We start from the raw sequence: 22457 nt of genomic DNA, 5'->3' as shown, positions 1-22457 counted from the left end.
CACGGCGTTGTAAGGTAAAAGTTTACAGTTTTTTATATCGCTCTTGGAAAGTTTGTAGACCGTAATCACGCGCGGTTATCTGAAAGTTTACCTGCCGTCCGGTCTGGCCTATGATCGGTTAGTCGTAGTTCACGTCCGTTTCACTGGCGTGCTAAATTCACTGCAGTATTAGTTGGTTGTGTGGTTGGGAAATTAATAGTCGTGCTCGGCAACAGCTCCATCAAGTCCGCGCGCTGTAAGAAATAGGTTGGTGCGGTTTTCGTAAGAGTGCGTGCGTTGTAGCATCGGCTTACGTTAAGCTTACAACAAGTCGTTTAATTCGCGCACTGCGTGCGCTGGGACAGTTTGTAAGTTGCGCGTTTAAGCGAATCGCTGCGCTAAGTATTTCACCAACGCGCAACTTACAAACCGCCCATTAACTTTGCGTTAGCTATTCCATAGGGAGAATCATGAACCAGAGTCAGGAATTATTCGGTACACCGTCTGAAAAAGCTGCAACTAAAGTTCGCCCTTATATGGTTGACTGGGTACAATCATTTATTAAAAACTCTCCGTTTATGGTTATGGCAACAAGCAACTACAATGGTGATTGTGACGCCTCACCTAAAGGTGGCCTGCCAGGGTTTGTTAAAGTAATTTCTGAAAAATTGCTGTTAATTCCAGATGTTGCAGGAAATAAATTATTCCAGTCTTATGAAAATTTTGAAACCAATTCGAAAGTTGGTCTTATTTTCTTTATTCCTGGTGTAAATTCTAGTGCAAGAGTAAATGGCTCCATTAGAATCTTAAGAAAATCTGATCCTGAATTTGAAAAGATAGCGCTAGAAGTTTACAACCCAGACGAAAAAGCTAAAATTTTGCAAGCAATTTTAGTTGATGTACATGAGTCGTATAGTCAGTGTCCTAGAGCTTTGGCTTTTTCAAAGCTATGGAGTACTGAAACTATAATAGCTAACATAGAAGATCCACCAATTGAAAATTGGGTGGCTGGTACCTAATAGCTAACAAGGCAATCAACCGGATGGGTTTTAAGTAGCATTTTTGCCATTCCGCTTCGCTGCATTTTACGGCAAAAGTGCTACTTAAAACCCACCGGTTATCGCAACGTTAAATTAGGAATGGTCATGCGAAAAATTTACGTCTTTGTCATGCTGCTATTGTTTTCGGCTAATGCTTTGAGCGAAGAGAAATATAGCTATTTTGAAAACGGCCCTTATCGCTTCGATGAAGCAAAGAGCTATTTAGTACTTATTTCGGCAGTAGATTTAAGCTCTTCTGAATTTAAAACTAACATAGAGGAAGTGTTATCTTCATTGGCATCAAAAGCTAAAACAAAGAAATTCTCAGCAAGAATTTTCGATAATAATGAGGCTTTGAACTACTACCTAAGTTCAGTGGTTAAGAAAGGCGCCATGAATAAATCAGGAGAAAATAGCTTGGAAACTCATTTGGTTGCGGTTTACACCGGTGAGTTATCTACTAATTGGGCTAAATACACATTAGACTTTTTTCCTTCCGCTTTCACTGAAAACTCAAAGGTCGGAAAGTACGTTGATACAATCGAGTTCGAACCAAAAATTTAACAAGGCATTGCACCTGACGTATTGTAAGTAGCGCTTATGCAATATCGCTGCGCGAAGTTTATCGCAACGCGCTACTTACAATCCGCAGGTGAACGCAACGTTATAGCTGTTGGTGTTACTCAAACGTGAGCTAGCGAAATTTTCTCAAGCAGTTACTTTTGATCTTCGCGGTTTATTCGAATATTGGTGGCGCTGTTCCTTGTGCATGTAAGTAAGTAGTCCGGCTAATGCTGGCAGGGTTTACGGAAGTATTGGGTTGCTTGGTGGGTGAAATTGGAGTTCGAGCCTCTCAGCTTATTTCCTGTTGCCACTAAGTCAAATCACTGTAAGAATCAGCGTAATACATTTTAACGGGTGGTCTTTCTGTTCCGGCTTTTGCATTACTTCAGTCGCTTGAAAGCCACCTATAACAAATCGTTCCAGCACCGCGCACTTCGTGCGCTCGACAGTTTGTAAGTCGCCTTTTTGTGGTTTTGCTTCGCAAAAGTATTCCACAAAAAACCAACTTACAAACTGCGGCTGAACTTGGCGTTATAGCTGTTGGAATTTTTTGAACGCGAACTAGTTGGTTTTTCTCAAGCAGTTACTTTTGAGCTTCGCGGTTCATTCGAATATTGTGGCGTCATTCCTTGTGCTTGTAAGAAAGTAGTCCGGCTAATGCTGGCAGGGTTTACGGAAATATTGGTTTGCTTGGTGGGTGAAATTGGATTTCGAACTTCTCAGCTTCTTTCCTGTTGCCACTAAGCCAAATCGCTGTAAGAATCAGCTTTTGAAATTTTAACGGGTGGGCTTCTTGTTCTGGCTTTGGCATTACTTCAGTCGCTTGAAATCCACCTATAACAAATCGTTGCAGCACCGCGCACTTCGTGCGCTCGACAGTTTGTAAGTCGCCTTTTTGTGGTTTTGCTACGCAAAAGTATTCCACAAAAAACCAACTTACAAACTGCGGCTGAACTTGGCGTTATGCAGAAAATGAAAATTGAAGAACTAGCAAATAAAATCATTGATGATTCTGAGATGCCTGATGATTACAAGGCATGTGCGAAGGCAATTGGCATTGGCGTGGAAGATGTATTTAATAAGCTATCCATCTACATGGCCTTCTCATTCTTAAATGGAGTATTTTCATATGACGATGCTGATTTCGCAATGAACGCTGTATGGTCGGCAATGTTGAACTATGTTATGGAAAAAGATATTCATCTGGTTGAACCTTGCTACTCCATATATATTGCGTTCGACGAAGGGGAATATGATCATTGTGATGGAAATGATCCGATAGAAAAGTATACTAAACCGTTACTAAAAAGAATTTTAGAACAAAATGCATAACAAAGTGCTCCAACATTGCGCACTTCGTGCGCTGGACAGTTTGTAAGTCGCGGCTTTGTGGTTTTGCTGCGCAAAAATAATCCACAAATCCACGAATTACAAACTGCCGTTGAGCACGGCGTTGTAAGGTAAAGGTTTGCAGTTTTTTATATCGCACTTGGAAAGTTTGTAGACCGTAAGCACGCGCGGTTATCTGAAAGTTTACCTGCCGTTCGGTCTGGCCTATGGTCGGTTAGTCGTAGTTCACGTCCGTTTCATTGGCGTGCTAAATTCACCGCAGTAATAGTTGGCTGTGTGGTTGGAAAATTAATAGTCGCGCTCGGCAAAAGCTCCATCAAGTCTGTGCACTGTAAGAAATAGGTTGGTGCGGTTTTCGTAAAAGTATGTGCGTTGTAGCATCGGCTTACGTTAAGCTTACAACAAGTCGTTTAATTCGCGCACTGCGTGCGCTGGGACAGTTTGTAAGTTGCGCGTTTAAGCGAATCGCTGCGCGAAGTATTTCGCCAACGCGCAACTTACAAACCGCCCATTAACTTTGCGTTATGCAATATCACAGAATAAGCTTATGTTTGAAGTTACAGAAATAGGACAAATAATAGCAACGAGAAGTCTCGTATTCATACGGGAGAGCGGCTCCTCTGAAAATGTGGTTATAAATATCGGCGCGCCATATGAAGGCGAGACTGAAGGCTGTTGTTGTCCGTACAAGATTATTTCCGAAACTAGAAATAAACTGCATGGAGCGTTTGGGATTGACACATTGCAGGCTTTAGACTTAACAATGAAAACTTTAAATTGTGAGCTTGAGTATTGGGAGCGTACATTTAAAGGAAAGTTTCATTTTTTGGGCGAAGAAGGTCACTGCTGTAAGTTCTAATATATCTAGAATATATTTGAGTTAGGTATATTTTCAATCGCTTGAATTATATAAAAAGTACTTAACTGTTAACTGAGTTAGTGAATACATTAAACTTGTAGCAATTTGAATTGCAGAACTGGTGTGTGCATAACAAAGCGTTGCAGCACCGTTCCGGCTTCGCCTCCACTGGACAGTTTGTAAGTTGCGCTTATGTGGTTTTGCTTCGCAAAAGTATTCCACAACGCACAACTTACAAACTTCCCGCTGAACTTAGCGTTAGCCAATAAAGGAGAGAATATGCTTTCTGATAGAGAGATTGAGGCCGCTAAACTTCGAACTAAATATTCATTAAATGAAGGTCCTCATCATGAACATAACGATTGCATAAGGATTGCGTATGAGTGGCTGGACGCCCAAATAAAATTAAAAGGTGCAACAAAAAAGGCATATCCTTTAAAGCACCTAATCGAGAAATGGGCTGGCCGGTATGTTTCTCGAACCGACGTTGATGTAGCTGCTGAACTACACCCAGAAATCAAGGGTACGTACCCTTATTTTAATATCAGCTCAAAGTTAACTAAGCCAAACATTAAACGTTTAGAGCCAATCGCACAGGCGTTTACACAAGACTATAAAGAGCGAGCAAAAGACTCTCCTTATTCTCGCGAAGAATAAATGGCTAACAAATCGCTCAAGCACCGCGCCTTCGGCGCTGGACAGTTTTTAAGTCGCAGTTTTGTGGTTTTGCTGCGCAAAAGTATTCCACAAAACTACAACTTAAAAACTGCCGCTTAGCTCGGCGTTGAAGCTGTAGAAAAACCCCAAAAATCGATTGTTTTTCGTTAAAATGGCGCATCCCCTCAGGAGTGCGCTTATGCCAAAGTTTATTCCTTACAATCATGATCAAAATGCGATGGTGGTGATTAATTTTCGCGACCAGTTGCAACCCGGCACCTTCGAGCACGCTATTCATTACTTGATTCATGAAAAGCTCGATCTTTCTATCTTTGATTACGCTTACAACAACAAAGATGGCGGTAGGCCTGCGTATAACCCTGCCATTTTACTCAGTGTTGTGTTGTTCGCTTACTCCAAAGGTATTACGTCCAGCCGCGAAATTGAGTGGTGCTGTACGAACAATATTATTTTTAAAGCGCTTTCTTGCGATACCGTTCCTCATTTCACTACTATCGCCAGTTTTATCAGTAGTCATCCGCAAGCGATTGAAGCGCTGTTCGAACAAATTCTGTTGGTTTGTCATGAGCAAGGATTATTGGGCAATGAGCTGTTTGCGATTGATGGTTGCAAAATGTCCTCTAACGCCTCCAAGGAATGGTCGGGAACATTTAAAGAATTGCAGCAGAAACGCGCCAAATTAAAAAAGTTGATTCGGCACCATATGCGGGAGCACCGCCGTATCGATAAAACCGAATCTGCTGATGCAGAAAAGCAAAGGCGCACCGCCCAGACAATCGAAACCTTAAGTAAAGCGCACGATAAGATTGATAAATTCCTAAAGACAGCAGCCCCACGGATGGGGCAGGCGAAACGGCCGACTGAAGTAAAAAGCAATATTACCGATAATGAATCAGCCAAGATGACGACCAGTAAAGGCACCATTCAGGGTTATAACGGTATTGCGGCGGTTGATAAAAAGCACCAGATCATTATTGATGCCCAAGCCTTTGGCGCGGGCCAGGAACACCACACCTTACAGCCTGTTATTGAAAGTATTAAGGTGCGTTACCAAAAACTGAAATTTGCGCACAATATCTATCGCAAGCAGACACTGGTTACAGCGGACACTGGCTTTGCTAATGAGGCCAATATGGAATACCTCTACACCCATAAAATTAATGCTTATATTCCAGATAATAATTTTCGCAGTCGCGACCCAAAATTTGCTGAGCAGAAAGCGAAATATGGCAAGCGCAAGCCCATCAAGAAAATAAAAACCCGTTATAAAGAAGTCATTCCGGCTAGTGAATTCCACTTTGATGCATCGACAAAAACCTGCATTTGCCCAGCAGGGGAAACCATGTGGTTAAAGCGCGAAGGGACGGATCGTTATGGCAAACATCAAAAGTTGTATTTTGAGGGAAGGCTCAGTAAGTGTCGGGTATGCCCGCTAAAGGAACAGTGCATGCAAAACCCGGATTCAGCCAATGATCGAACCGGGCATGGGCGGCAGGTGTCCTTTATTATTGATAAGGAAACCAAAAACAAATATACCGAATGGATGAAGTCTCGGGTCGATAGCGAATTTGGCAAAATGGTTTATAGTCATCGCATGTCCACGGTTGAGCCTGTGTTCGCTAATATCGGCACAAACAAAGGGCTAAAGCGCTTCAGTCTACGTGGCAAAGCCAAAGTTCAGGGGCAATGGCAGTTGTTTTGTATGATCCACAATATAGAAAAGCTCGCGAATTATGGTGATTTGACCAACGCGAAGCGAAAATAAGAACGAATATAGGCAAACAACTCGCTTTTTCAAAGCGCAACGCAATTAATGAATAAGAGCAATTGAAAATCCAAGAACAGTTAGGCAAAGTTGGCTAATTAATTATTAATCAATTAGCTGTAAGTAAATTCAGTGGTTATTGGGTTTTTCTACGGCTTCGTTGAAGCTGTAGAAAAACCCCAAAAATCGATTGTTTTTCGTTAAAATGGCGCATCCCCTCAGGAGTGCGCTTATGCCAAAGTTTATTCCTTACAATCATGATCAAAATGCGATGGTGGTGATTAATTTTCGCGACCAGTTGCAACCCGGCACCTTCGAGCACGCTATTCATTATTTGATTCATGAAAAGCTCGATCTTTCTATCTTTGATTACGCTTACAACAATAAAGATGGCGGTAGGCCTGCGTATAACCCTGCCATTTTACTCGGTGTTGTGTTGTTCGCTTACTCCAAAGGTATTACGTCCAGCCGCGAAATTGAGTGGTGTTGTACGAACAATATTATTTTTAAAGCGCTTTCTTGCGATACCGTTCCTCATTTCACCACTATCGCCAGTTTTATTAGTAGCCATCCGCAAGCGATTGAAGCGCTGTTCGAACAAATCCTATTGGTTTGTCATGAGCAAGGATTATTGGGCAATGAGCTGTTTGCGATTGATGGTTGCAAAATGTCCTCTAACGCCTCCAAGGAATGGTCGGGAACATTTAAAGAATTGCAGCAGAAACGCGCCAAATTAAAAAAGTTGATTCGGCACCATATGCGGGAGCACCGCCGTATCGATAAAACCGAATCTGCTGATGCAGAAAAGCAAAGGCGCACCGCCCAGACAATCGAAACCTTAAGTAAAGCGCACGATAAGATTGATAAATTCCTAAAGACAGCAGCCCCACGGATGGGGCAGGCGAAACGGCCGACTGAAGTAAAAAGCAATATTACCGATAATGAATCAGCCAAGATGACGACCAGTAAAGGCACCATTCAGGGTTATAACGGTATTGCGGCGGTTGATAAAAAGCACCAGATCATTATTGATGCCCAAGCCTTTGGCGCGGGCCAGGAACACCACACCTTACAGCCTGTTATTGAAAGTATTAAGGTGCGTTACCAAAAACTGAAATTTGCGCACAATATCTATCGCAAGCAGACACTGGTTACAGCGGACACTGGCTTTGCTAATGAGGCCAATATGGAATACCTCTACACCCATAAAATTAATGCTTATATTCCAGATAATAATTTTCGCAGTCGCGACCCAAAATTTGCTGAGCAGAAAGCGAAATATGGCAAGCGCAAGCCCATCAAGAAAATAAAAACCCGTTATAAAGAAGTCATTCCGGCTAGTGAATTCCACTTTGATGCATCGACAAAAACCTGCATTTGCCCAGCAGGGGAAACCATGTGGTTAAAGCGCGAAGGGACGGATCGTTATGGCAAACATCAAAAGTTGTATTTTGAGGGAAGGCTCAGTAAGTGTCGGGTATGCCCGCTAAAGGAACAGTGCATGCAAAACCCGGATTCAGCCAATGATCGAACCGGGCATGGGCGGCAGGTGTCCTTTATTATTGATAAAGAAACCAAAAACAAATATACCGAATGGATGAAGTCTCGGGTCGATAGCGAATTTGGCAAAATGGTTTATAGTCATCGCATGTCCACGGTTGAGCCTGTGTTCGCTAATATCGGCACAAACAAAGGGCTAAAGCGCTTCAGTCTACGTGGCAAAGCCAAAGTTCAGGGGCAATGGCAGTTGTTTTGTATGATCCACAATATAGAAAAGCTCGCGAATTATGGTGATTTGACCAACGCGAAGCGAAAATAAGAACGAATATAGGCAAACAACTCGCTTTTTCAAAGCGCAACGCAATTAATGAATAAGAGCAATTGAAAATCCAAGAACAGTTAGGCAAAGTTGGCTAATTAATTATTAATCAATTAGCTGTAAGTAAATTCAGTGGTTATTGGGTTTTTCTACGGCTTCGTTGAAGCTGTAGAAAAACCCCAAAAATCGATTGTTTTTCGTTAAAATGGCGCATCCCCTCAGGAGTGCGCTTATGCCAAAGTTTATTCCTTACAATCATGATCAAAATGCGATGGTGGTGATTAATTTTCGCGACCAGTTGCAACCCGGCACCTTCGAGCACGCTATTCATTACTTGATTCATGAAAAGCTCGATCTTTCTATCTTTGATTACGCTTACAACAACAAAGATGGCGGTAGGCCTGCGTATAACCCTGCCATTTTACTCAGTGTTGTGTTGTTCGCTTACTCCAAAGGTATTACGTCCAGCCGCGAAATTGAGTGGTGCTGTACGAACAATATTATTTTTAAAGCGCTTTCTTGCGATACCGTTCCTCATTTCACTACTATCGCCAGTTTTATCAGTAGTCATCCGCAAGCGATTGAAGCGCTGTTCGAACAAATTCTGTTGGTTTGTCATGAGCAAGGATTATTGGGCAATGAGCTGTTTGCGATTGATGGTTGCAAAATGTCCTCTAACGCCTCCAAGGAATGGTCGGGAACATTTAAAGAATTGCAGCAGAAACGCGCCAAATTAAAAAAGTTGATTCGGCACCATATGCGGGAGCACCGCCGTATCGATAAAACCGAATCTGCTGATGCAGAAAAGCAAAGGCGCACCGCCCAGACAATCGAAACCTTAAGTAAAGCGCACGATAAGATTGATAAATTCCTAAAGACAGCAGCCCCACGGATGGGGCAGGCGAAACGGCCGACTGAAGTAAAAAGCAATATTACCGATAATGAATCAGCCAAGATGACGACCAGCAAAGGCACCATTCAGGGTTATAACGGTATTGCGGCGGTTGATAAAAAGCACCAGATCATTATTGATGCCCAAGCCTTTGGCGCGGGCCAGGAACACCACACCTTACAGCCTGTTATTGAAAGTATTAAGGTGCGTTACCAAAAACTGAAATTTGCGCACAATATCTATCGCAAGCAGACACTGGTTACAGCGGACACTGGCTTTGCTAATGAGGCCAATATGGAATACCTCTACACCCATAAAATTAATGCTTATATTCCAGATAATAATTTTCGCAGTCGCGACCCAAAATTTGCTGAGCAGAAAGCGAAATATGGCAAGCGCAGGCCCATCAAGAAAATAAAAACCCGTTATAAAGAAGTCATTCCGGCTAGTGAATTCCACTTTGATGCATCGACAAAAACCTGCATTTGTCCAGCAGGGGAAACCATGTGGTTAAAGCGTGAAGGGACGGATCGTTATGGCAAACATCAAAAGTTGTATTTTGAAGGAAGGCTCAGTAAGTGTCGGGTATGCCCGCTAAAGGAACAGTGCATGCAAAACCCGGATTCAGCCAATGATCGAACCGGGCGTGGGCGGCAGGTGTCCTTTATTATTGATAAGGAAACCAAAAACAAATATACCGAATGGATGAAGTCTCGGGTCGATAGCGAATTTGGCAAAATGGTTTATAGTCATCGCATGTCCACGGTTGAGCCTGTGTTCGCTAATATCGGCACAAACAAAGGGCTAAAGCGCTTCAGTCTACGTGGCAAAGCCAAAGTTCAGGGGCAATGGCAGTTGTTTTGTATGATCCACAATATAGAAAAGCTCGCGAATTATGGTGATTTGACCAACGCGAAGCGAAAATAATAACGAATATAGGCAAACAACTCGCTTTTTCAAAGCGCAACGCAATTAATGAATAAGAGCAATTGAAAATCCAAGAACAGTTAGGCAAAGTTGGCTAATTAATTATTAATCAATTAGCTGTAAGTAAATTCAGTGGTTATTGGGTTTTTCTACGGCTTCGTTGAAGCTGTAGAAAAACCCCAAAAATCGATTGTTTTTCGTTAAAATGGCGCATCCCCTCAGGAGTGCGCTTATGCCAAAGTTTATTCCTTACAATCATGATCAAAATGCGATGGTGGTGATTAATTTTCGCGACCAGTTGCAACCCGGCACCTTCGAGCACGCTATTCATTACTTGATTCATGAAAAGCTCGATCTTTCTATCTTTGATTACGCTTACAACAACAAAGATGGCGGTAGGCCTGCGTATAACCCTGCCATTTTACTCAGTGTTGTGTTGTTCGCTTACTCCAAAGGTATTACGTCCAGCCGCGAAATTGAGTGGTGCTGTACGAACAATATTATTTTTAAAGCGCTTTCTTGCGATACCGTTCCTCATTTCACTACTATCGCCAGTTTTATCAGTAGTCATCCGCAAGCGATTGAAGCGCTGTTCGAACAAATTCTGTTGGTTTGTCATGAGCAAGGATTATTGGGCAATGAGCTGTTTGCGATTGATGGTTGCAAAATGTCCTCTAACGCCTCCAAGGAATGGTCGGGAACATTTAAAGAATTGCAGCAGAAACGCGCCAAATTAAAAAAGTTGATTCGGCACCATATGCGGGAGCACCGCCGTATCGATAAAACCGAATCTGCTGATGCAGAAAAGCAAAGGCGCACCGCCCAGACAATCGAAACCTTAAGTAAAGCGCACGATAAGATTGATAAATTCCTAAAGACAGCAGCCCCACGGATGGGGCAGGCGAAACGGCCGACTGAAGTAAAAAGCAATATTACCGATAATGAATCAGCCAAGATGACGACCAGTAAAGGCACCATTCAGGGTTATAACGGTATTGCGGCGGTTGATAAAAAGCACCAGATCATTATTGATGCCCAAGCCTTTGGCGCGGGCCAGGAACACCACACCTTACAGCCTGTTATTGAAAGTATTAAGGTGCGTTACCAAAAACTGAAATTTGCGCACAATATCTATCGCAAGCAGACACTGGTTACAGCGGACACTGGCTTTGCTAATGAGGCCAATATGGAATACCTCTACACCCATAAAATTAATGCTTATATTCCAGATAATAATTTTCGCAGTCGCGACCCAAAATTTGCTGAGCAGAAAGCGAAATATGGCAAGCGCAAGCCCATCAAGAAAATAAAAACCCGTTATAAAGAAGTCATTCCGGCTAGTGAATTCCACTTTGATGCATCGACAAAAACCTGCATTTGCCCAGCAGGGGAAACCATGTGGTTAAAGCGCGAAGGGACGGATCGTTATGGCAAACATCAAAAGTTGTATTTTGAGGGAAGGCTCAGTAAGTGTCGGGTATGCCCGCTAAAGGAACAGTGCATGCAAAACCCGGATTCAGCCAATGATCGAACCGGGCATGGGCGGCAGGTGTCCTTTATTATTGATAAGGAAACCAAAAACAAATATACCGAATGGATGAAGTCTCGGGTCGATAGCGAATTTGGCAAAATGGTTTATAGTCATCGCATGTCCACGGTTGAGCCTGTGTTCGCTAATATCGGCACAAACAAAGGGCTAAAGCGCTTCAGTCTACGTGGCAAAGCCAAAGTTCAGGGGCAATGGCAGTTGTTTTGTATGATCCACAATATAGAAAAGCTCGCGAATTATGGTGATTTGACCAACGCGAAGCGAAAATAAGAACGAATATAGGCAAACAACTCGCTTTTTCAAAGCGCAACGCAATTAATGAATAAGAGCAATTGAAAATCCAAGAACAGTTAGGCAAAGTTGGCTAATTAATTATTAATCAATTAGCTGTAAGTAAATTCAGTGGTTATTGGGTTTTTCTACGGCTTCGTTGAAGCTGTAGAAAAACCCCAAAAATCGATTGTTTTTCGTTAAAATGGCGCATCCCCTCAGGAGTGCGCTTATGCCAAAGTTTATTCCTTACAATCATGATCAAAATGCGATGGTGGTGATTAATTTTCGCGACCAGTTGCAACCCGGCACCTTCGAGCACGCTATTCATTATTTGATTCATGAAAAGCTCGATCTTTCTATCTTTGATTACGCTTACAACAATAAAGATGGCGGTAGGCCTGCGTATAACCCTGCCATTTTACTCGGTGTTGTGTTGTTCGCTTACTCCAAAGGTATTACGTCCAGCCGCGAAATTGAGTGGTGTTGTACGAACAATATTATTTTTAAAGCGCTTTCTTGCGATACCGTTCCTCATTTCACCACTATCGCCAGTTTTATTAGTAGCCATCCGCAAGCGATTGAAGCGCTGTTCGAACAAATCCTATTGGTTTGTCATGAGCAAGGATTATTGGGCAATGAGCTGTTTGCGATTGATGGTTGCAAAATGTCCTCTAACGCCTCCAAGGAATGGTCGGGAACATTTAAAGAATTGCAGCAGAAACGCGCCAAATTAAAAAAGTTGATTCGGCACCATATGCGGGAGCACCGCCGTATCGATAAAACCGAATCTGCTGATGCAGAAAAGCAAAGGCGCACCGCCCAGACAATCGAAACCTTAAGTAAAGCGCACGATAAGATTGATAAATTCCTAAAGACAGCAGCCCCACGGATGGGGCAGGCGAAACGGCCGACTGAAGTAAAAAGCAATATTACCGATAATGAATCAGCCAAGATGACGACCAGTAAAGGCACCATTCAGGGTTATAACGGTATTGCGGCGGTTGATAAAAAGCACCAGATCATTATTGATGCCCAAGCCTTTGGCGCGGGCCAGGAACACCACACCTTACAGCCTGTTATTGAAAGTATTAAGGTGCGTTACCAAAAACTGAAATTTGCGCACAATATCTATCGCAAGCAGACACTGGTTACAGCGGACACTGGCTTTGCTAATGAGGCCAATATGGAATACCTCTACACCCATAAAATTAATGCTTATATTCCAGATAATAATTTTCGCAGTCGCGACCCAAAATTTGCTGAGCAGAAAGCGAAATATGGCAAGCGCAAGCCCATCAAGAAAATAAAAACCCGTTATAAAGAAGTCATTCCGGCTAGTGAATTCCACTTTGATGCATCGACAAAAACCTGCATTTGCCCAGCAGGGGAAACCATGTGGTTAAAGCGCGAAGGGACGGATCGTTATGGCAAACATCAAAAGTTGTATTTTGAGGGAAGGCTCAGTAAGTGTCGGGTATGCCCGCTAAAGGAACAGTGCATGCAAAACCCGGATTCAGCCAATGATCGAACCGGGCATGGGCGGCAGGTGTCCTTTATTATTGATAAAGAAACCAAAAACAAATATACCGAATGGATGAAGTCTCGGGTCGATAGCGAATTTGGCAAAATGGTTTATAGTCATCGCATGTCCACGGTTGAGCCTGTGTTCGCTAATATCGGCACAAACAAAGGGCTAAAGCGCTTCAGTCTACGTGGCAAAGCCAAAGTTCAGGGGCAATGGCAGTTGTTTTGTATGATCCACAATATAGAAAAGCTCGCGAATTATGGTGATTTGACCAACGCGAAGCGAAAATAAGAACGAATATAGGCAAACAACTCGCTTTTTCAAAGCGCAACGCAATTAATGAATAAGAGCAATTGAAAATCCAAGAACAGTTAGGCAAAGTTGGCTAATTAATTATTAATCAATTAGCTGTAAGTAAATTCAGTGGTTATTGGGTTTTTCTACGGCTTCGTTGAAGCTGTAGAAAAACCCCAAAAATCGATTGTTTTTCGTTAAAATGGCGCATCCCCTCAGGAGTGCGCTTATGCCAAAGTTTATTCCTTACAATCATGATCAAAATGCGATGGTGGTGATTAATTTTCGCGACCAGTTGCAACCCGGCACCTTCGAGCACGCTATTCATTACTTGATTCATGAAAAGCTCGATCTTTCTATCTTTGATTACGCTTACAACAACAAAGATGGCGGTAGGCCTGCGTATAACCCTGCCATTTTACTCAGTGTTGTGTTGTTCGCTTACTCCAAAGGTATTACGTCCAGCCGCGAAATTGAGTGGTGCTGTACGAACAATATTATTTTTAAAGCGCTTTCTTGCGATACCGTTCCTCATTTCACTACTATCGCCAGTTTTATCAGTAGTCATCCGCAAGCGATTGAAGCGCTGTTCGAACAAATTCTGTTGGTTTGTCATGAGCAAGGATTATTGGGCAATGAGCTGTTTGCGATTGATGGTTGCAAAATGTCCTCTAACGCCTCCAAGGAATGGTCGGGAACATTTAAAGAATTGCAGCAGAAACGCGCCAAATTAAAAAAGTTGATTCGGCACCATATGCGGGAGCACCGCCGTATCGATAAAACCGAATCTGCTGATGCAGAAAAGCAAAGACGCACCGCCCAGACAATCGAAACCTTAAGTAAAGCGCACGATAAGATTGATAAATTCCTAAAGACAGCAGCCCCACGGATGGGGCAGGCGAAACGGCCGACTGAAGTAAAAAGCAATATTACCGATAATGAATCAGCCAAGATGACGACCAGCAAAGGCACCATTCAGGGTTATAACGGTATTGCGGCGGTTGATAAAAAGCACCAGATCATTATTGATGCCCAAGCCTTTGGCGCGGGCCAGGAACACCACACCTTACAGCCTGTTATTGAAAGTATTAAGGTGCGTTACCAAAAACTGAAATTTGCGCACAATATCTATCGCAAGCAGACACTGGTTACAGCGGACACTGGCTTTGCTAATGAGGCCAATATGGAATACCTCTACACCCATAAAATTAATGCTTATATTCCAGATAATAATTTTCGCAGTCGCGACCCAAAATTTGCTGAGCAGAAAGCGAAATATGGCAAGCGCAGGCCCATCAAGAAAATAAAAACCCGTTATAAAGAAGTCATTCCGGCTAGTGAATTCCACTTTGATGCATCGACAAAAACCTGCATTTGTCCAGCAGGGGAAACCATGTGGTTAAAGCGTGAAGGGACGGATCGTTATGGCAAACATCAAAAGTTGTATTTTGAAGGAAGGCTCAGTAAGTGTCGGGTATGCCCGCTAAAGGAACAGTGCATGCAAAACCCGGATTCAGCCAATGATCGAACCGGGCGTGGGCGGCAGGTGTCCTTTATTATTGATAAGGAAACCAAAAACAAATATACCGAATGGATGAAGTCTCGGGTCGATAGCGAATTTGGCAAAATGGTTTATAGTCATCGCATGTCCACGGTTGAGCCTGTGTTCGCTAATATCGGCACAAACAAAGGGCTAAAGCGCTTCAGTCTACGTGGCAAAGCCAAAGTTCAGGGGCAATGGCAGTTGTTTTGTATGATCCACAATATAGAAAAGCTCGCGAATTATGGTGATTTGACCAACGCGAAGCGAAAATAATAACGAATATAGGCAAACAACTCGCTTTTTCAAAGCGCAACGCAATTAATGAATAAGAGCAATTGAAAATCCAAGAACAGTTAGGCAAAGTTGGCTAATTAATTATTAATCAATTAGCTGTAAGTAAATTCAGTGGTTATTGGGTTTTTCTACGGCTTCGTTGAAGCTGTAGAAAAACCCCAAAAATCGATTGTTTTTCGTTAAAATGGCGCATCCCCTCAGGAGTGCGCTTATGCCAAAGTTTATTCCTTACAATCATGATCAAAATGCGATGGTGGTGATTAATTTTCGCGACCAGTTGCAACCCGGCACCTTCGAGCACGCTATTCATTATTTGATTCATGAAAAGCTCGATCTTTCTATCTTTGATTACGCTTACAACAATAAAGATGGCGGTAGGCCTGCGTATAACCCTGCCATTTTACTCGGTGTTGTGTTGTTCGCTTACTCCAAAGGTATTACGTCCAGCCGCGAAATTGAGTGGTGCTGTACGAACAATATTATTTTTAAAGCGCTTTCTTGCGATACCGTTCCTCATTTCACCACTATCGCCAGTTTTATTAGTAGCCATCCGCAAGCGATTGAAGCGCTGTTCGAACAAATCCTATTGGTTTGTCATGAGCAAGGATTATTGGGCAATGAGCTGTTTGCGATTGATGGTTGCAAAATGTCCTCTAACGCCTCCAAGGAATGGTCGGGAACATTTAAAGAATTGCAGCAGAAACGCGCCAAATTAAAAAAGTTGATTCGGCACCATATGCGGGAGCACCGCCGTATCGATAAAACCGAATCTGCTGATGCAGAAAAGCAAAGGCGCACCGCCCAGACAATCGAAACCTTAAGTAAAGCGCACGATAAGATTGATAAATTCCTAAAGACAGCAGCCCCACGGATGGGGCAGGCGAAACGGCCGACTGAAGTAAAAAGCAATATTACCGATAATGAATCAGCCAAGATGACGACCAGTAAAGGCACCATTCAGGGTTATAACGGTATTGCGGCGGTTGATAAAAAGCACCAGATCATTATTGATGCCCAAGCCTTTGGCGCGGGCCAGGAACACCACACCTTACAGCCTGTTATTGAAAGTATTAAGGTGCGTTACCAAAAACTGAAATTTGCGCACAATATCTATCGCAAGCAGACACTGGTTACAGCGGACACTGGCTTTGCTAATGAGGCCAATATGGAATACCTCTACACCCATAAAATTAATGCTTATATTCCAGATAATAATTTTCGCAGTCGCGACCCAAAATTTGCTGAGCAGAAAGCGAAATATGGCAAGCGCAAGCCCATCAAGAAAATAAAAACCCGTTATAAAGAAGTCATTCCGGCTAGTGAATTCCACTTTGATGCATCGACAAAAACCTGCATTTGCCCAGCAGGGGAAACCATGTGGTTAAAGCGCGAAGGGACGGATCGTTATGGCAAACATCAAAAGTTGTATTTTGAGGGAAGGCTCAGTAAGTGTCGGGTATGCCCGCTAAAGGAACAGTGCATGCAAAACCCGGATTCAGCCAATGATCGAACCGGGCATGGGCGGCAGGTGTCCTTTATTATTGATAAAGAAACCAAAAACAAATATACCGAATGGATGAAGTCTCGGGTCGATAGCGAATTTGGCAAAATGGTTTATAGTCATCGCATGTCCACGGTTGAGCCTGTGTTCGCTAATATCGGCACAAACAAAGGGCTAAAGCGCTTCAGTCTACGTGGCAAAGCCAAAGTTCAGGGGCAATGGCAGTTGTTTTGTATGATCCACAATATAGAAAAGCTCGCGAATTATGGTGATTTGACCAACGCGAAGCGAAAATAAGAACGAATATAGGCAAACAACTCGCTTTTTCAAAGCGCAACGCAATTAATGAATAAGAGCAATTGAAAATCCAAGAACAGTTAGGCAAAGTTGGCTAATTAATTATTAATCAATTAGCTGTAAGTAAATTCAGTGGTTATTGGGTTTTTCTACGGCTTCGTTATAGCTGTTGGAATTTTTTGAACGCTAACTAGTTGGTTTATCTCAAGCAGTTACTTTTGAGCTTCGCCGTTTATTCGAATATTGTGGCGTCGTTCCTTGTGCTTGTAAGAAAGTAGTCCGGTTAATGCTTGCAGGGTTTACGGAAATGTTGGTGTGCTTGGCGGGTGAAATTGGAGTTCAAGTCTCGTAGCTTATTTCCTGTTGCCACTAAGCCAAATCGCTGTAAGAATCAGCATTGGAAATTTTAACGGGTGGATTTCTTGTTCTGACTTTTGCTTTGCTTCAGTCGCTTGAAAGCCACCTATAACAAATCGTTCCAGCACCGCGCACTTCGTGCGCTCGACAGTTTGTAAGTCGCCTTTTTGTGGTTTTGCTTCGCAAAAGTATTCCACAAAAAACCAACTTACAAACTGCGGCTGAACTTGGCGTTATAGCTGCTAGACATTCAACATCGCACCAGTGGAAATTGAAGTTCAATGAGTAGTTTTAATGTGCATAAATCTCATGTTTTGGATTCGGCTCTGCCAATAGAGCAACGATATACCCACTTCCGTTCTTGCCTAAATAAAGTGGCTAATTTGAAAGGCTGTACGAGGTTTGCGCTCGTAGAAAGCATTGCTTCTAAAACAGGTGTTAATGTGGAGCGAGGCGGTTCCGAGGCTGAACTCCTGTTGGTTTTAGAGTTACTGTTAGAAATCAGGTCTGAGCTTTTAATGTAGGCTATAACAAAGCGTATCAACTCGCGCACTTCGTGCGCTGGACAGTTTGTAAGTCGCAGTTTTGTGGTTTTGCTGCGCAAAAGTAACCCACAAAACTACGACTTACAAACTGCCGTTGTACGCGGCGTTGAAGCTGTAGAAAAACCCCAAAAATCGATTGTTTTTCGTTAAAATGGCGCATCCCCTCAGGAGTGCGCTTATGCCAAAGTTTATTCCTTACAATCATGATCAAAATGCGATGGTGGTGATTAATTTTCGCGACCAGTTGCAACCCGGCACCTTCGAGCACGCTATTCATTACTTGATTCATGAAAAGCTCGATCTTTCTATCTTTGATTACGCTTACAACAACAAAGATGGCGGTAGGCCTGCGTATAACCCTGCCATTTTACTCAGTGTTGTGTTGTTCGCTTACTCCAAAGGTATTACGTCCAGCCGCGAAATTGAGTGGTGCTGTACGAACAATATTATTTTTAAAGCGCTTTCTTGCGATACCGTTCCTCATTTCACTACTATCGCCAGTTTTATCAGTAGTCATCCGCAAGCGATTGAAGCGCTGTTCGAACAAATTCTGTTGGTTTGTCATGAGCAAGGATTATTGGGCAATGAGCTGTTTGCGATTGATGGTTGCAAAATGTCCTCTAACGCCTCCAAGGAATGGTCGGGAACATTTAAAGAATTGCAGCAGAAACGCGCCAAATTAAAAAAGTTGATTCGGCACCATATGCGGGAGCACCGCCGTATCGATAAAACCGAATCTGCTGATGCAGAAAAGCAAAGGCGCACCGCCCAGACAATCGAAACCTTAAGTAAAGCGCACGATAAGATTGATAAATTCCTAAAGACAGCAGCCCCACGGATGGGGCAGGCGAAACGGCCGACTGAAGTAAAAAGCAATATTACCGATAATGAATCAGCCAAGATGACGACCAGCAAAGGCACCATTCAGGGTTATAACGGTATTGCGGCGGTTGATAAAAAGCACCAGATCATTATTGATGCCCAAGCCTTTGGCGCGGGCCAGGAACACCACACCTTACAGCCTGTTATTGAAAGTATTAAGGTGCGTTACCAAAAACTGAAATTTGCGCACAATATCTATCGCAAGCAGACACTGGTTACAGCGGACACTGGCTTTGCTAATGAGGCCAATATGGAATACCTCTACACCCATAAAATTAATGCTTATATTCCAGATAATAATTTTCGCAGTCGCGACCCAAAATTTGCTGAGCAGAAAGCGAAATATGGCAAGCGCAGGCCCATCAAGAAAATAAAAACCCGTTATAAAGAAGTCATTCCGGCTAGTGAATTCCACTTTGATGCATCGACAAAAACCTGCATTTGTCCAGCAGGGGAAACCATGTGGTTAAAGCGTGAAGGGACGGATCGTTATGGCAAACATCAAAAGTTGTATTTTGAAGGAAGGCTCAGTAAGTGTCGGGTATGCCCGCTAAAGGAACAGTGCATGCAAAACCCGGATTCAGCCAATGATCGAACCGGGCATGGGCGGCAGGTGTCCTTTATTATTGATAAGGAAACCAAAAACAAATATACCGAATGGATGAAGTCTCGGGTCGATAGCGAATTTGGCAAAATGGTTTATAGTCATCGCATGTCCACGGTTGAGCCTGTGTTCGCTAATATCGGCACAAACAAAGGGCTAAAGCGCTTCAGTCTACGTGGCAAAGCCAAAGTTCAGGGGCAATGGCAGTTGTTTTGTATGATCCACAATATAGAAAAGCTCGCGAATTATGGTGATTTGACCAACGCGAAGCGAAAATAATAACGAATATAGGCAAACAACTCGCTTTTTCAAAGCACAACGCAATCAATGAATAAGAGCAATTGAAAATCCAAGAACAGTTAGGCAAAGTTGGCTAATTAATTATTAATCAATTAGCTGTAGGTAAATTCAGTGGTTATTGGGTTTTTCTACGGCTTCGTTATGAGTATTCACGGAGCCAAAATGTTACTAAGTCTTGAAGAGTGTAAATTGAAGGTAACAGTATCGCTTGATAACCTTTATGGCGTAGCAAAAGTTGCTGTATCACATGTACGTGAATACGAATGGGGTTGGCTATTTTCTTATAATAGCATTGAGCAAATTCAAGGAAATGAAGATGCTGGGCTTATGGGTAACGCCCCAATAATTGTAAATAAACTAACTGGTGAAATGGCAGTTACAGGTACATGTGGCCCTATTAAAGATTTTATCGAAGATTATGAAGATCACATGCGTGAAACTGAAGGGTTTTCTCTCGAAGAAAAATCTGAGGCATGGCGGAAAAAACCTAAAAAGGCTCGGTGGTTTTAATACTTTTCAGTAAACTTATAACAAAGCCAGCGCAACACCCCTTCAGGGATGCATCTCGATTGCTACGTTTTTGTAGTTTTTCCCAGAAGTATTTATTAATCGGGTAAATTAACAGCACATTATTTTAAGCTTGTGCCGTTTAATTTCTCATAACAAGTCGTTGCAACGGACGGGTTTTAAATCGCGCTTTTGCGGTTCGCTACGCTCACTGTACCGCAAAATCACAATTTAAAACCCGCCGCTGAACTCGGCTACATGAACTCCCCCAAGTGTCAAGCTAAGGCTGCTTTTGACGTTCAGATATAGACTGCATGTCTACATTCGGTTTACTTGTGGCAAATAAAATTGCCTGAACCAAGATGAGTATTCGCTGGGAGCTGCCTCATTCGTTAGACGATCTTGATGATCACCGCGATAAACAGGCTTTGGCTCCCCCGGTCTGACCTGATTGTCATCTGCTACCGTCGCAGGACTCGGTGGGTTGCTATTCACTCTTCGGTGATGAATGGCACTTAACTCGTTTTTACCGTTACTGATTACTGCTTTTGCTGTCGCTTTTTCATTTCTAATCACTCTCGATAGTTTTTGATTTTCTTTGCGGTTGTTTTAATTGGCCGCTATGACTTTGTAAACTTCCTGCTTAACCATCAGCGTCCAAATAAGTCGTGCGTTTCTTGCTGCCATTGCGACTACCGCACGCAGATAGCCTCGCCGTGCAATTAATTCGCGCGCCCAGCAACTGATTTTATCTTGCTTGTCTTTCAGGTTGGCAAGCACCGAACGTGCGTCGTGCACCAAACACATTCGCAGGTAGCGATCTCCTTGTTTGGTAATGCGGCCTAACCGTACATTTCCACCGGTTGTGTGTTGCTTGGGAACCAATCCGAACCATGCTGCAAACTGGCGGGAATCTTTAAACAACGATGGATCTGGTACGCTTGCAACAACGGCGGATGCAACTTGCTCGCCTACGCCCGGGATGGTGAGCAACCGTTTTGCAACCGGATGATGATGCGCTTGCTTGTGAAGTTCGCGGTCATAAAACAGGACTTGTTCGTTGGCGATTTTGATGCGATCCCACAGATTACTAATCATTTGCCGTGCGAGCATGGGTAAACCGTTGTTGGCATCTTCCAAAATAAGTGGAATTTCCCGTTGTGCGGGATAGCGCCCCTTGGGCATGACGATGCCAAACTCGCTCAACAATCCGCGCAATTGATTAATCAGTGCTGTGCGCTCGGAAACCAAGCCCTGGCGAACCCGATGTACACAAAGTTGTGCTTGTTGCTCGGCGGTTTTGATCGGGATAAACCAAATGTTCGCACGACCAACGGCTTCACAAATGGCTTCGGCGTCGTTGTTGTCATTCTTGCCGCCTTTGCGAAAGGGGGCGATAAATTTGCTGGCGATAATGCCAACCTTGTGACCCAGTTTGGTAAATTCCCGCGCCCAATAGTGTGCGCCACTACAGGCTTCCATACCAATCAAGCAGGTCGGGCACTGTGCAATAAACGGCAGCAGTTTGGCTCGACTGAGCGTTTTGCGTAATACGACCTTGCCGTGCTGATCCATGCCGACCAGGCTAAAAGAAGTTTTCGCCAAATCAATACCGAGTGTTGTAAGATTCATGGAAATCGCTCCTCTGGTGGTTGTGACATCACCGATAATTTACGCCGGCACAGGGCTGCGTGTTAAGAGGGGGAGTTCATATCATTCGTTAGAGAATACAAGAATCAAGAAAGGAGTTTAATTTGAATCATGAATGCCCGGCCTGCAAAAAAAGCCTTAGATTCAGATTGATTCGTTCGAAGGCTATTTCTGGCACAAAAAACATGCAGAGATATTCATATTGTCCACTGTGTAAAACACCACTAATGCTTAATGAACACCCAGCGGAAAAAATAGCACGCACAATTTTATCGATTTCTGGCATTGTATTTTTTGTATTATTCTTTTCAAGGAATGAAATTGCAATGAACATAGGCCTAGTGGTTCTCTTTGTTTCTATTTTATGTGCAATTTGCATATGGCTTAGACCAAGCTATAAAAACTGGTTACGCTGGGTAATTTTTACAGAAAGCAAAAATCTCTAACAAATCGCGCCAGGTTC

General features: G+C 43.1%; 16 protein-coding genes. 14 read left to right on the top strand and 2 right to left on the bottom strand.

The annotated features are described in order from the left end of the window. The first annotated feature begins 449 nt into the window (after positions 1-449). From D0C16_RS06785 to D0C16_RS06720, 14 genes are all read left to right on the top strand, one after another. Positions 450-998, top strand: a complete 549-nt coding sequence (locus tag D0C16_RS06785; RefSeq protein WP_151031609.1) for a pyridoxamine 5'-phosphate oxidase family protein — start codon at positions 450-452, stop codon at positions 996-998. 126 nt (positions 999-1124) lie between these two features. Next, positions 1125-1583, top strand: coding sequence for a hypothetical protein (locus D0C16_RS06780; RefSeq protein WP_151031608.1), 459 nt, complete (start codon positions 1125-1127; stop codon positions 1581-1583). An 897-nt stretch (positions 1584-2480) separates the two neighbouring features. After that, positions 2481-2915: a hypothetical protein gene (locus D0C16_RS06775; protein ID WP_225318932.1), complete on the top strand. Its 435-nt coding sequence runs from the start codon at positions 2481-2483 to the stop codon at positions 2913-2915. A 565-nt stretch (positions 2916-3480) separates the two neighbouring features. Further along, positions 3481-3792 (top strand): hypothetical protein, encoded by a 312-nt coding sequence (locus D0C16_RS06770; protein ID WP_151031607.1) that lies wholly within the window; start codon positions 3481-3483, stop codon positions 3790-3792. A 279-nt stretch (positions 3793-4071) separates the two neighbouring features. Then, positions 4072-4449 carry a hypothetical protein gene (locus tag D0C16_RS06765; protein ID WP_151031606.1) on the top strand — a complete coding sequence of 126 codons (378 nt, stop codon included), beginning with the start codon at positions 4072-4074 and terminating at the stop codon, positions 4447-4449. A gap of 199 nt (positions 4450-4648) precedes the next feature. Beyond that, the gene (locus D0C16_RS06760) at positions 4649-6235 is read left to right on the top strand and encodes an IS1182 family transposase (RefSeq protein ID WP_151031605.1); all 1587 of its coding nucleotides are present in this window, start codon (positions 4649-4651) and stop codon (positions 6233-6235) included. 232 nt (positions 6236-6467) lie between these two features. After that, positions 6468-8054, top strand: a complete 1587-nt coding sequence (locus D0C16_RS06755) for an IS1182 family transposase (protein ID WP_151031424.1) — start codon at positions 6468-6470, stop codon at positions 8052-8054. A 232-nt stretch (positions 8055-8286) separates the two neighbouring features. Continuing rightward, the gene (locus tag D0C16_RS06750) at positions 8287-9873 is read left to right on the top strand and encodes an IS1182 family transposase (protein ID WP_151031604.1); all 1587 of its coding nucleotides are present in this window, start codon (positions 8287-8289) and stop codon (positions 9871-9873) included. Between the two features lie 232 nt (positions 9874-10105). After that, positions 10106-11692: an IS1182 family transposase gene (locus tag D0C16_RS06745; protein ID WP_151031605.1), complete on the top strand. Its 1587-nt coding sequence runs from the start codon at positions 10106-10108 to the stop codon at positions 11690-11692. 232 nt (positions 11693-11924) lie between these two features. Beyond that, positions 11925-13511 (top strand): IS1182 family transposase, encoded by a 1587-nt coding sequence (locus D0C16_RS06740; protein ID WP_151031424.1) that lies wholly within the window; start codon positions 11925-11927, stop codon positions 13509-13511. A 232-nt stretch (positions 13512-13743) separates the two neighbouring features. After that, positions 13744-15330 carry an IS1182 family transposase gene (locus D0C16_RS06735; protein ID WP_151031604.1) on the top strand — a complete coding sequence of 529 codons (1587 nt, stop codon included), beginning with the start codon at positions 13744-13746 and terminating at the stop codon, positions 15328-15330. Between the two features lie 232 nt (positions 15331-15562). After that, positions 15563-17149, top strand: coding sequence for an IS1182 family transposase (locus tag D0C16_RS06730; RefSeq protein WP_151031424.1), 1587 nt, complete (start codon positions 15563-15565; stop codon positions 17147-17149). A gap of 1080 nt (positions 17150-18229) precedes the next feature. Next, on the top strand, positions 18230-19816 hold the full coding sequence (locus D0C16_RS06725; protein ID WP_151031603.1) for an IS1182 family transposase: 1587 nt from the start codon (positions 18230-18232) through the stop codon (positions 19814-19816). A gap of 162 nt (positions 19817-19978) precedes the next feature. After that, entirely contained in the window at positions 19979-20347 is a 369-nt protein-coding gene (locus tag D0C16_RS06720) for a YrhB domain-containing protein (RefSeq protein WP_151031602.1), read from the top strand. 606 nt (positions 20348-20953) lie between these two features. Here D0C16_RS06720 and D0C16_RS06715 read toward each other — a convergent pair. Next, a complete protein-coding gene (locus D0C16_RS06715; RefSeq protein ID WP_151031601.1) occupies positions 20954-21976 on the bottom strand; it encodes an IS110 family transposase in 1023 nt (340 codons plus the stop codon). A gap of 127 nt (positions 21977-22103) precedes the next feature. Next, a complete protein-coding gene (locus D0C16_RS06710; protein ID WP_151031600.1) occupies positions 22104-22373 on the bottom strand; it encodes a hypothetical protein in 270 nt (89 codons plus the stop codon). Positions 22374-22457 lie beyond the last annotated feature (84 nt).

Source organism: Cellvibrio sp. KY-GH-1, from assembly GCF_008806975.1.
In the GTDB taxonomy this organism is placed as follows: domain Bacteria; phylum Pseudomonadota; class Gammaproteobacteria; order Pseudomonadales; family Cellvibrionaceae; genus Cellvibrio.
The sequence above is the reverse complement of the archived record's forward strand: the minus strand, read 5'-3'. Positions and strand labels throughout refer to the sequence as shown.